Source organism: Vibrio cyclitrophicus, from assembly GCA_023206055.1.
GTDB classification, from domain to species: Bacteria; Pseudomonadota; Gammaproteobacteria; order Enterobacterales; family Vibrionaceae; genus Vibrio; species Vibrio cyclitrophicus_A.
In genome coordinates this window covers 1,491,037-1,504,336 of sequence record CP065367.1, presented here as the reverse complement: position 1 = coordinate 1,504,336, position 13,300 = coordinate 1,491,037, and the positions used below count along the sequence as shown (strand labels likewise).

Genomic DNA, 13,300 nt, shown 5'->3' with positions numbered 1-13,300 from the left:
TCAAAATGCCAATTCATTCTCAAACTGGCATTGGCACAGCAGCTAAAAATTCACAAAGGTAGAGACCATGAACAAATTATTCGAAACATCAGAACTAAAAGGCCTAGAACTGCAAAACCGCGTCGTTATGGCACCCATGACTCGCGCTCGCACTAGCCAACCTGGAAACGTGCCAAACGATATGATGGCAACCTATTACCAGCAACGTGCCAGTGCAGGGCTTATCATCACTGAAGCCACACAAATTTCAGATGACTCTCAAGGTTACTCATTCACACCCGGCGTTTATACCGATGCACAAATCGAAGGTTGGAAATCAGTAACCACAGCCGCAAAAGAACAAGGCGCCGCGATATTCTGCCAACTATGGCATGTCGGTCGCGTATCTCACCCTACCTTTCAAAAGGGCGAACTACCGATTGCACCGTCAGCTTTGGCTCCAATAGAAACTCAGGTTTGGATTTCTGACGAGAATGGTAATGGCAACATGGTCGATTGCATCCAACCAAGAGAGATGACCCAAGCAGACATTGATCGTGTTGTTCAAGATTTTGCTAACTCAGCGAAAAAAGCAGTCGAGGCAGGGTTCAACGGAGTGGAAATCCACGGTGGTAATGGCTACCTCATCGATCAATTCCTAAGAACCAATTCAAATAAGCGCACCGACAACTATGGTGGCAGCCGCGAGAACCGACTTCGCTTTCTAATCGAAGTCGTGGATGCGGTCATTGAAGCAATTGGCGCAGACAAAGTGGGCGTACGTTTAGCTCCCTTCATCACCTTCAAAGACATGAACTGCCCAGACATCGTGCCAACGATTTTAGAAGCGTCAAAGGAACTGCAAGCTCGTAATATCGCTTATCTGCACCTATCAGAAGCCGACTGGGATGACGCACCGGTTATTCCTGAAAGCTTCCGCATAGAGCTAAGAGCCTTGTTCTCCAACACCATCATCGTCGCAGGCAGCTACACGCCACAACGCGCCGAAGAAGTATTGAGTAAAGGCTACGCGGATCTCGTCGCATTTGGTCGCCCATTCGTTGCGAATCCAGATCTCGTTTCACGCCTACAAAACGGTAACGAACTATCCGATCTTGATGGAGCGACTCTGTTCGGCGGCAACGAAAAAGGCTATACCGATTATCCAGCTTTGTAATAGTAAAGCATTAAACAAGCACCAAGCCTGCATGAGTCCTGCAGGCTTGCCTCTCTAGAAATGTGACCGAGCCGATACCTTTTCACACCCAAGAACCCACTTGCATATTTTAACTTAAACCACTGTTATATTTGAATTTTACACGGAATTAAAATTATAAAAATATCAATAACAATTAAAATTCAAACGGACAAATGAGGACTCTCCATTGTTCAACGTAGGACAGATTTACAATCGACGCGCAGATATACACGGTCATTACAAGGGTCAACAATATGGTGGTATCGCTACGCCTGCAGCCCACCCATATGTATTTATCTTCACTAGCGATGCTGGTGAAGAATTTGGCTACTCTGATGGTTTTAGTGCAGACGGCACTTTCCGATATACAGGAGAAGGGCAAGTAGGTGATATGCAGATGGTTAAAGGAAACTTGGCCATCTTTGAACACCAAAACAACCTTAAAGAGATTCTCTTATTTGAATCTGTCTCAACTGGTTTTGTTAGATTCGTCGGAGTCTGCAACTACATCTGTCATCACATTGAGCAACGCCCCGACAAGAACGACCAACTTCGTGATGCAATAGTTTTCCATCTAGATATCGTCCCACAAAGTGTCGACAATACCATTCAAACACCAAAAGCTTCATACTTAACGAAGCCAACTAAAAGTAAATCATTGAAGCAATTACGAGACATCGCTTTAGCTTCAACGCCACTTCAAGCTGACCCTAAAGAACAACTCACGCACGTGAAGTATCGTAGTGAAGCCATTAAGCTTTACGCGAAAAAGAGGGCAAACGGGCTTTGTGAAGGCTGTGGAAAGCCGTCGCCTTTTGAGACCAAGTCAGGTCCTTATCTAGAAGTACATCACCTGACACGGTTAGCGGATGGTGGTGCAGATTGTCCTGAAAACGTGATTGCACTCTGTCCGACTTGCCATCGTAAAGCACATTACTCAGTGGAAGCTGCAGATTTCAATGCGAAACTCATCGAGAAAGCACTAAAGATTGAAGAACAACTGTTGTAAACATTTCCTTCAGGCAAAAGAAAGGCTCGCGTGACTAGTGCGAGCCTTATGCAGTTTAGGGGGTAAACCACAATCTGATATTAATTTGGGGTAATTATTTAACTTATGAGCCAGTATGCACCTGTGCGCATTGATATTCTATTTTTAAATGATTCACAGCCATTAATCAATCGATAAAAGTTAGCGTTTGGTCAATTTAAACCACATTAATTGCAGTAGTTTAGTGAACAGCGTCTAGAAAAACACCAAAAAACCCAGATAAATCAGGTTTATAGACTTCTCATTTGCCAATAACCCTCACCATCGGTTGCGAGCTGACTGTGTAAGTAATCCAGAGTATCGGCCACCGTTCCAGCAATGCCTTGTGGTGGATTGAACAACAGCAAACCACTGCCGATCAAGCGATCATCACCCTTGGGATCTCTTAGTCGCAATTCAGATTTAATCGGACTTGGCAGCAAACCATCTTTGACCGCTGTCACGCAATGATTAAGAATCAGCGAGCTCTTGTCGTCCGTATAAAGTGGATACCAGATCAGAGCAGATACCTTCTCAGATTGCTGATAAGCCTTAACCAAGGCATCGATCACCGCGAGATATTCAGAATCGGTTTCGTAGGGTGGATCGATAACAATCAGATGATGGTTGTCGTGTTTTGCTATGTCGTCCGGCAGTGCTTTCAAGCCATCACCCGCGGTAATAGTGAGCTTACTTGAAACATCAAGATCGCGTTGCAGCTTCTCAATGTTGGTTAGCAATAGGTCGGCTTCATCTTGCTGGATGTCTGAAAAATAGAAGCTATCTTGGCTGCGACCTTGTTGATATGCGATGGCAGCAGAACCAGGATACAAAGAGATAAGCTGATTCGGATTGTAGTATTCAAGCACCGACATAAAAGAACTGAATGCCGGCGGAAGATAAGCCTTGTTGCGCCATAAGTACCCGACCCCTTCAGCAAACTCACCCGCATGATTGCTTGGTGCTGTGGTTAGGTCATAACACCCTGTACCAGAGTGGGTGTCGATAACATTGAGGCGTGAATGTTGCTGCATTAATGACTGAACAAGTGCACTCAATACGGGATGCTTGAGTGCATCACCGTGGTCGCCTACATGACATTGATGTCGATATTCCATTCCCTTGCCTCATTTCTACGAACGTCATCTAAACATACTTCATATCATGAGGGCTTGCCTGCTCAATCCATCGTTTTTTGAAATAGGCTCTCTTTTCTGTAACTGTTTGACTCTTATAAAAAATAAAGCCCCTCGTTTTGTTATAAACGAAGGGCTTTGTTGACGTTACTGACTAAGTCGTACTGTTAACCAATAGATAACCTAAGGGTACTCACCCTCAACTTCTACTGGCGCTTTCACTTGGTAGTGACAAGGCTGTAGCCCAAGTAGTTTAGGTAGTGTGATACCTACTGAAACGGAAGACCACGTACCGCTGACGATACCCACCACCAGTGCAATTGCGAATCCTTGCAGTGCAGAACCGCCAAGTAGCCAAAGCGAAGATACGGTGATTAGCGTTGTACCTGAAGTCACCATGGTGCGTGAGAAGGTCGCTTTAACCGATTCGTTAAGCAGGTTATCCGTATCACCGTTTGGATTGCCGCGCAGCATTTCGCGTACACGGTCGGCAATGATGATCGAGTCATTCAATGAGTAACCCAAAATTGCCAACACAGCCGCTAATACGGTCAGGTTGAACTCAAACTGAGTGAACGCGAACAAACCCAAGATAAGCGTCACGTCATAGATGATCGCGGCAAGGGCACCCAACGCCAAACGCCATTCAAAACGTACACTCAGGTACAGCATTATCATTAGGAAACACACCAATACCGCCAAGCCACCTTGGTCAACCATATCTTGACCTACTTGAGGGCCAACCACGCTGCTGTTAAGCACTTTTACTTGGTCACTCACAGAAGACAAAGCATCCACTAAGTTTGGCTGTGGAGCGTCTGTCAGTTGGCTGTAACGGATTGTCCAGCGATCTTGTTCTGCCATACCAACCACTTGCACGTCTTGTTGGAAAGCCGTATCAAGTTTTGTTTTTAACGCATCTTTGGTTACTTGATCAGAGAGCTGAACCTCGGCAACCACACCGCCTGTGAAATCCAAGCCCCAGTTAAAACCTTTCACCGCCACCAGCATCACAGAGCTCATGAACAGCACAATAGATATCGCAGACATCACCTTACGAAGGCGAGTCATATTACTGTTTGAAAAATAGCGGTCTGAAATAGTCATTTTTGAAATACTCATGCTTAAATCCTTACATCGTGGCGTTGGTCACGCCCCCAAACCAAATTGATGATCGCTCGTGAAGCAAAAATGCCCGTAAACATACTGGTTAGAAGACCTAAGCCCAGTGTCAGAGCGAAGCCCTGAATCGGTCCATTACCAATGGTATATAGAGCCACAGCAACGATCATGGTGGTGACGTTAGCATCGAAAATTGACGAGAATGCGCTATCGAAACCACGATCAATAGAGCTAGCAAAACTGCGTCCTTCTTTCATCTTGTCTCGAATACGCTCGAAGATAAGCACGTTAGTGTCCACCGCCATGCCGACGGTCAGTACCAAGCCCGCAATACCCGGCAGAGTTAAAACCGCACCCGGTAACAGGGCAATCAAACCAAACAACGTGGTCATATTAACCACCAATGCACAGTTCGCGACCCAACCAAGACGGCGGTACCATAGCGCCATAAACGTTAGAGTAAGACCAAGGCCAAGCGCCAAAGCAGCAAAGCCATTGGTTACGTTTTCTGCACCCAAAGATGGGCCAATGGTACGCTCTTCAATGATAGTAACAGGCGCGGTTAATGAACCTGCACGTAGCAGTAGAGCAAGCTCTTGTGCGTCTGCCATGCTGCCTGCACCAGTGATTCTGAAGCGGCTACCCAGTTGAGATTGAATGTTTGCAACACTGATCACTTCACTGTCTTGTTTGCTGTTGCCTGCTCTATCACGACTGTATTCGCTGTACACCGTTGCCATTGGCTTACCAATGTTATGGCGAGAAAACTCAGACATTTTCTTACCACCAGAAGAATCCAGCGTGATGTTTACTTCTGCACTGCCCATCTCACCAATACCACTGCGAGCATCGATAATATGTTCACCGCTCAGTACTGCTTTGCGAGCAACCACTACACGATTACCATCTGAATCTTTCAGAGTTTGAGTATTGCGTGTTGGGTTGTCGTACACAGAGTAGAACGCTAATGAAGCCGTAGCACCAATCACGTCTTTCGCGGCTGCAGGGTCTTGTACACCCGGCAATTCGATACGGATACGGCTTTCACCTTGGCGTTGAATCGATGCTTCAGTGATGCCTAGTTCTTCAATACGGCTGCGCATGATTTGCAGGTTTTGCTGAACCGTTAGGTTGCGTAGCGTTCTTTGCTCTTCTTCAGACTGAGTTAACGTTAGTGATTTATCTGAACGATCACGTTGCCATTGTGGGAACTCTTCACGAATCAGTTTTTGTGCTTTCTCGAAATCGGCGTCGGTACGGAAATCAAACTGAACTTGGTTATTCACCACTTTACCGCGTGCATAACGTATTTGGCTGGTGATCTCGTCGACCACAGATTGCGCTTGTGCGTGATAAACCGGTTCCATGTCCACTTCAAGCAGGAACTGCACACCACCACGTAAATCAAGACCTAGCTGAATCGGTGCAAAGCCCATATCAGTCAGCCATTTAGGTGCAGCAGGCTCCATAGCAAGCGCAACGGTAGCGTTGTCCAATAGGCGCTCATTAAGCACTTCTTTGGCTTTCGCTTGTTGCTCGGCATCTTCTAGGATAACCACTAAACGTTGGTCTTTTTGAAAGGCTGATTTGGCTTGGATGCCCTCGCTCGCAAGGTATTGAGTTACCTGAGTAGCGTCGATAGTTTGCTCAGAACGGTTACTGATCTGAACCGAAGCATTCTCGCCATACCAAGAAGGTAGAGCACTTAGAACCATGATGATGATGGTGGCGATAAGCACCACGTATTTCCACTTTGCGTAGTGGTTGATTTGTTTTCTTGGAATGCGCTTTTTCACAGTCAAGATCTCTTATTTTTACCAATCACGGTGAATAAATGATCGACACTAGCGCAGGAAAAAGGCTTGAGAACAAGGCAGGATTTTTCGATAAGTAGCTATTCTACAATCAAAAATTCTAACGCAGTTATCGAGCATTTTAACCAGCTAGGGTGTCCATTTATTTACTACGATTGGTATGTCTAATGTTTTGCGAACACGAGCGACCACTAGCGGCAACCAGAACAAGCTGATTGAACGATAGTGAGGCTAAAATTATGTGTCGCTATATTTGATTAACTGGCGAGTTCAACGGGCACAAGTGGACCATCGATACGACCAATTTGGGGTCAAACGATTAGCTAAGAAGATCTCGAAAATGGGAATATTGTATGTTGCCCTCTTTCCACCCAGAAAGCCGGGAAGACGGAGAGCTCACAATACTGGTCCAGTGCTGTTTTTGATCCAACAGAGGTGTGTTGACCAACAGAGAGGCCAGCAAAGAAGGAGGAGAAAAGTCGATAAGCAGATGATAAGAAGGCTCTAAATCGGCCCCGCTTTCTTGCTCATTGGTTAATATACGTCGGTAAGTGGTCGCTTGAAGGCTCGATTCAGTATCGTGGTAGTTGGAACTGTCACCGACAGTCGCGGCGCCCAACTGAACTTTATCGCACTCTAAATAGGCTGATGGATCATCAACCGCAGCCTGCTTACATTGTTTTTCCGAAGAAGATTGTTTATTAGCTAAAGACTGCTGTTGAGCAGAGTCGATTTGAAACGGCTTAGAAGGAAACGAATAGCCGTTAGAATTCACTAAGCCAAAGCTCAGTAAAAACAACATTAAGACTAATCGGGTACCCAGTTTAAGCAATCTAATATCCAAACAACATTCTCGTAGATCGTCAATCTACAATACAAATGAAACGCTGTCTTGATTTAAAACATTTTTTTAGAAAATGATACGATGCAACCGATTAAGCGTCATCGTTCTAAAGAAAAGAAAAAGCCAAGCAACAAGGCTTGGCTTTAAACAATGCATTCATTAAGCGATTGTATTAATTACACTTTAGGTCGCATGATATTCTTAACTTTGCGGCTATTGTCACCAAAGATGCGTTGCACTAGCGCATTCATATCTTCCGCAGTGATCGACCTCGCCACTCGCTCAACTTGAGACAAAGCTTCGATGTCGTAACCATGAAGTAGATAACGAGACACATACCACGCTTGGTCGATAGAGCTCATCTCAAGCGGTGTGAAGTCTGCTTCAAACTGTTTCACAACCGCTCGCATTTCTTCCTCAGAGACACCTTGTAGAAGGTCAGCAATCACCTTATCGATCGCCACTTCCACCTTATCAACGTTCTCTGGCGCTATCATCGCACCGATGACCCACTCATGACTCAGCTCGCCGTCTGCAGACGCTGAATACGTATAAGGCGAGTAATCTAAGCTCAACTCTTCACGAATATAAGTATCTAAACGAGTCGCCAACAATCGTTCCAGCAAGCTTTCCGTGAAGATATCTTTTGCCGTTGCGCCTTGACCGGCTTCGGTTGCTGGCTCTGAGATGACTCGTAAGACGTACTCTGCGCTGTTCACATTGTTGATGGCGAGATCAATGCGTGATTCTGATGGCTGCTTGTAAGCCACCTTAAAGTCCGGCACAGCCGCTTGTTCCAATGGAATCGAAGCTAGATATTTCTGAACTAAAGGCTTCAACACACTAGGGTCGATGTCACCCACGACCACCAATTGGTTATGTCTCATTTGACCAAACAACTGCTGATGAAGATTAGCGATGTCTTCCACAGAAACCGCTTCAACACGCTCTTTATCAACAAACAGGTGGCCACTGTCCTGACCATAGATGTTCTGGTTTATTGCGCGTTCAAACTGACCAACAGGACTGTCCAAGAAAGATTCTTGCCCCTGTGCAAACTCCTGCTTCACCGCGTCTAATTGCTCAGGGTTAATTTTAGGAGCCATGATGAAGGTATAAAGCGCAGCAAACGTGTCTTCAAGGCCGTCTTTGGTGATATTAAATTCAATACCATGACGAGTATTGCCAATGAAGGAATCAGCACGAATATTTTCACGATCCAAGTACGCTAAAAGCTCAGACCCCGTAAATTCACCAACACCGCTTCGAGCGAAAGTGGGTAACGCAACCTCGACCGCTGGGGATAAGTTTGGATCCAAAGCGGCTTTTCCGCCGAGACTCATGTACATCACACCAACATCATCACCTGCCACATAATCACGCAGGTACCACATGTCGATGCCATTGCTTAACATCCACTTTTGGATGTATGGGTCGACGGACATTTGTTCCGCAAGCACAACCTCGCCCTGCGAACTTGGCACAGCAAAAGCACTCGCTGTCGCAATCGCGAGCGGCTGTGCTCCCGTTTCGCTGTAAGTCGCTTTTAGACTATCTAGAGAGTCAATGACCGCCACTCTATCTTCAGAATCGTCCAAGCCGATAACAAGGAAGTAATCATCAGAAAGCAGGTCTTTGATGTTGTCGTTAATCGCCTCAAGGTTTAGGTTCGCAATGAAGGTTTCTAAACTAGCTTGATAGTCTTTCTGAGATTGGACGATTCGATCAGTCACAAGCGCACTGGCTTTGTAGTTCGCGTGATCAACGCTGTCCATTTTGTCCCAGTCATGCTCGATGTCATCCAGCAAGTCTTGGTAGTAGTGCTGCTCGCCAACGATATCCGTTTTCGACACGCCAAAGTCACGCAGTGATGCCAATGTAGAAAGCATCTCTTGTTGGATAACCTCGCGACCGCCTGCTGGGAAGCCAACACTGATTGAAGAATAATTCAGAGAACCCATTCGATAGTTATCGGACGCTACCCATTGCGTCGGTAGCGCGGCATCATTGAATACTGCTTCGAGTCGTTGTTGAATGATTTGTTGTGCGGTTTCATCTAACCAACGTTGATGCTGTTGAGCATGAGTTTCAACTCTATCTAAACCGCGGTTGAACGTCAGAGTGATGCTCGGCGCTTCTCTTCCTGCGTATTCAACATAATCACTTTCATTGAACGAGGTCATTTTCTGCTTTTCTGGTCTCGGGGTGTCGCCACGCTCCCAACTTGAAAACTTCTCTTCAATCAATGGAATCAAGGTTTTGATATCTACATCACCTGAAATCACTAACTCGGCGATTTGAGGTTGATACCAAGTTTGGTAGAAGTCAGCTAAGCCTTGAGGCGTTGCCTCTACAACAGACGCTTTCGAGCCCAACGCATCTTGAGATTCATACGGACCACCTTCAATCAAGTGGTCATAAAAGATCTCTCCGAATGACTTGTCATCAAGGCGAGCCATGCGAAACTCACCAAGAATCACGCCTTTCTCTTTTTCAACTTCTGAGCTTGCGATGTCTAGGCCATCACCCACATCACGCATCCACGTCAAAGCAGACTGCAACTCGATGTTATCGGGCAAATCTAGCTGGTATACCGTCTCTTCATAAGAGGTGTAGGCGTTAATATCCGCACCAAAGCTAGAACCAGCATCTTCAAACAGACGAATCACATCGTTTTGAGAGAAGTTTTTACTGCCATTGAATGCCATGTGCTCGACAAAGTGAGCATAACCTTCCTGTTGAGAAGTCTCTTGAATCGAACCTGCGTGCACGACCAAACGTACAGAGACAGACTCTTCGTGATCAGGATAAACATGATAGGTAAGACCGTTTTCCAGCTGACCTGACTTCCACGCTGGATCCGGTTGGATTAAGCTTTCGGTAGTTTTTGATGTTGAGCTACAGCCAACCAAAGTTAGGCATAATGCCGTCGCTAAATAATATGTTTTCATAACAACCTCTTAATGTCATTCATCGACAATATACAGATTGAGTTAACGATTATTATTTAATATTTAACCGGATGAATATCTTTGTGATCTGGATCTTTGTTTTATAAATTACCGTTCGATATGTAAGATCAGCTGTATTTACTGAAGTAGCACTTCAATAAGAACTTATGAAATCCATTTAAACACGCTTGCTAAATACCTTAAGTGAGCCTCTACATCCCTTTAAACAAAGCTTGCGAGGCTCGGCTAATAAGTGGTTCTACCAAACCTCATAAGATTCAGCGCAATAAAAAAGCCAAATGCTTAAACATTTGGCTTGGAAGTGAATCCATATATAAAGAGTAGAAGTGGCTTTCAAGAAAAACCACTCACCTAACTAGACCTAACCTTGTGGGCTTAACAGATTCTTCAACTGATAGCTGTTATCACCAAAAATTTCTTTCGCATACTCTGTCATGTCTTGACTAGAAATGGAGTCTGCCGTCCCCTGCAGGTCGAACAACGCCTCAAAACCATAATCATGAATCAAATAACGAGAAATAAACCAAGCTTGTTCAGTAGGCTTATATTTAAGTGGAGCAAGGTCCGCTACAAGCTGCTTAGCGGCCGTTCGAGTCTCATCTTCAGAAATCCCTTTTGCCGCTCCAGCAATGACCTTATCAATCGCCTGTTCAATTTTATCTGAGTTTTCTGGAGCCGTTAAAGAGCCGATTAACCAGTCATAACTCGGCTCACTGTCTTGTGCGACCGAGTAAACATAAGGCGCATAATCCAAACCTAACTCTTCACGAACATAAGCCGTTAAACGTTTCGACAACACGCGCTGAAGCATATCGTCCATAAACACATCTTTTGCGGTTTTATCCCGAGCTTGCTGGGAAATCACACGTAACAAATACTGACTGCTGTCTTCATTATTGACGGATATATCCATTCGTTCTTTCGAATCAGGACTATAAGCCACCTGATAATCAGGAGACACAGCGGCTTCTAATGGCAATGAAGCAACGTATTGACGCACAAGAGGCTTAATTTCAGCTGGATTAATATCAGCAACAATAACCAATGTGTTGTCTCTTAACTTTTGGAAGAGTTGATGATGAACATCTAATATATCTTGCGACGTGACAGCCTTAATATCTTCACTTTCAAGCATCATGTGACGGCTGCTTGTTTGATAGCTATTGCGATTAACCATCTGAATAAACTGGCCAACTGGAGTTTCTAAATATGCTGTACGATCTTGAGCAAATTCAGATTTCACAGCCTCAAGCTGATCACTGTCTATTTTGGGTTCGGTTACAATGGTGTGCAGCGCAGCTAAACCTTCGGCAAGCGTCTTTTTCTTGGCACTTATTTCTAAGCCATGATGAGTAAAGTTGATGAAGGGATAAATTTCAATGTCTTCGCGTCTCAAGTGAGCGGTTAACTCCGAACCACTAAATTTACCAACACCACTACGAACCGAAGCGGGCAGCGCAATCTCTACAGCAGGAAACAGCGAAGGATCCAGCGCCGCTTTTCCGCCCTCACTCGCATAGTAAACCCCAACACTATTACCAGCTTCAGAGTTACGGAGATACAAAACTTCAATACCGTTGCTTAATGTCCACTGCTTCAAATTAGGATCGTCACTCACCTGAACTTGTTTTACAATTTCGCCTTGAGACGCAGGCACACTAAACGCCGAGCTTGCAGTAACGAGTAATGGTCTGTTACCTGTCTTTTTATAGGCTTTTCTGACATCTTTTAGCTCGTTATTCATTGCCTGCAAGTCTTCTTTAGACGATAAACCTAATCCCAAAATATAAGGGCTAGAAAGTAAATCATCTAAATTATCATTTACGGCTTCCAGATCCGTACTCGCAAGAAACTCTTTCAAACTCGACTTATAATCAAGCTGTGATTGAACCGTCTGGTCAATCACCAATGCCGTCGACTTACCGTCAGCATGAGCCACTGCGTTCATTCTCTCCCAGTTAGACTTAATGTCATCAAGGTTCGCTTGGTATTGCTATATCACACTCGTAAACTCATATTCGCTCACACCATGATCACGCAATGAGGCAAGAGTAGAAATAAACTGCTGCTGGCTTTGCTCTCGACTATCGACAGGAAAGCCAACCGTAGTAATAGAATACCTTTGGTACTCTAAGAAATAGGGAATCGAAGCAACCCATTGCACTGGCAACGCAGCATCAACAAAATCTGAATTCAACCTTTGTTGGATGAGTTGCTGAGCAATATCATCTAGCCAAAGCTGATGTTGTTGCTCATGGCTGCGTGTCACTCTTTGCCCACGATCAATCACTATCCCGATGCTCGGTGGCTCGACCCCAGATCCATACGCCACAAAATCTTGAGTATTGTAATCCGCTGATGTGTTCTTCACGGGAACCAGTGTTGTGCCTCTTTGCCAGTCAGAGAAGGTTTCTTCAATCAAAGGGATCACTTCTGCCAGTGTAATATCACCAGAGACAATCACCTCGGTTAACTGAGGTTGGTACCAGGTTTGGTAATAGTTTTTTAATTCTTGAACATTCGCATTAGAAACGGATTCTTTATTGCCAATGGGATCGTTGGTTTGGTAATTCGTGCCCTCAATCATATGATCGTAGAACTTAAATGAGAGCGGTTTATCTTCAACTCGTGTGTGTCGAAATTCCCCTAATATCACACCTTTCTCTTTTTCGATTTCATCTCCAGACAGCAGTAAACCATCACCAATATCTCTAAACCAAGCCAACGCTTTATCTAGATTCTCGTTATCGGGCAGATCTAACTTATAGAGGGTTTCTTGATAGGAGGTATAAGCATTTAAGTCGGCGCCAAAACTAGCACCAGATTGCTCAAACAACTCTACTACATCATTCCCTGAAAAATTTTTGCTGCCATTAAACGCCATATGTTCAATAAAATGGGCATAACCTTTTTGTTGTTCGCTCTCTTGGAAAGAGCCGGCATGCACAAGTAAGCGTACCGATACTGGTTGTTCTCGGTCAGGGTAAACGTGATAGGTTAAGCCGTTATCTAATTCACCTGTGACCCAATATGGATCGGATTTCAATAACGTTTGTTGCTGAGGAGTAGAACTGCAACCTAGCAATGTGGAGCTCAATACGACGACTAAATAGTATGCTTTCATAACGATCTCTTTGAAGGGCTTTGCTCCAATATATCCGATCGCCAAAGTGTAATAATTCGCCATTAAATCAAACGACTAAAATTT

General features: G+C 44.8%; 7 protein-coding genes and 1 pseudogene. 2 read left to right on the top strand and 6 right to left on the bottom strand.

Annotated features, from left to right (window positions below; all coding sequences use genetic code 11):
* The first annotated feature begins 67 nt into the window (after positions 1 to 67).
* Positions 68 to 1,156, top strand: coding sequence for an alkene reductase (locus ITG09_22260; protein UPR54104.1), 1,089 nt, complete (start codon positions 68 to 70; stop codon positions 1,154 to 1,156).
* Between the two features lie 208 nt (positions 1,157 to 1,364).
* Positions 1,365 to 2,186 carry an HNH endonuclease gene (locus ITG09_22255; protein UPR54103.1) on the top strand — a complete coding sequence of 274 codons (822 nt, stop codon included), beginning with the start codon at positions 1,365 to 1,367 and terminating at the stop codon, positions 2,184 to 2,186.
* Positions 2,187 to 2,455: 269 nt separating this feature from the next.
* On the opposite strand, the gene ITG09_22250 is transcribed toward ITG09_22255, so the two are convergent.
* The 6 genes and pseudogenes from ITG09_22250 to ITG09_22225 all read right to left on the bottom strand — a co-directional run bounded on the left by ITG09_22250 (position 2,456) and on the right by ITG09_22225 (position 13,216).
* Positions 2,456 to 3,322: a 23S rRNA (adenine(2030)-N(6))-methyltransferase RlmJ gene (locus ITG09_22250; GenBank protein ID UPR54102.1), complete on the bottom strand. Its 867-nt coding sequence runs from the start codon at positions 3,320 to 3,322 to the stop codon at positions 2,456 to 2,458.
* A 201-nt stretch (positions 3,323 to 3,523) separates the two neighbouring features.
* Complete coding sequence (gene secF, locus ITG09_22245) at positions 3,524 to 4,462, bottom strand: protein translocase subunit SecF (GenBank protein UPR54101.1); 939 nt, start codon at positions 4,460 to 4,462, stop codon at positions 3,524 to 3,526.
* A gap of 2 nt (positions 4,463 to 4,464) precedes the next feature.
* A complete protein-coding gene (gene secD / locus ITG09_22240; protein ID UPR54100.1) occupies positions 4,465 to 6,264 on the bottom strand; it encodes a protein translocase subunit SecD in 1,800 nt (599 codons plus the stop codon).
* A gap of 331 nt (positions 6,265 to 6,595) precedes the next feature.
* A complete protein-coding gene (locus ITG09_22235; GenBank protein ID UPR55237.1) occupies positions 6,596 to 7,078 on the bottom strand; it encodes a hypothetical protein in 483 nt (160 codons plus the stop codon).
* A 218-nt stretch (positions 7,079 to 7,296) separates the two neighbouring features.
* Positions 7,297 to 10,071 carry an insulinase family protein gene (locus tag ITG09_22230; protein ID UPR54099.1) on the bottom strand — a complete coding sequence of 925 codons (2,775 nt, stop codon included), beginning with the start codon at positions 10,069 to 10,071 and terminating at the stop codon, positions 7,297 to 7,299.
* A gap of 382 nt (positions 10,072 to 10,453) precedes the next feature.
* Positions 10,454 to 13,216 (bottom strand): annotated as a pseudogene (locus ITG09_22225) (insulinase family protein).
* Positions 13,217 to 13,300 lie beyond the last annotated feature (84 nt).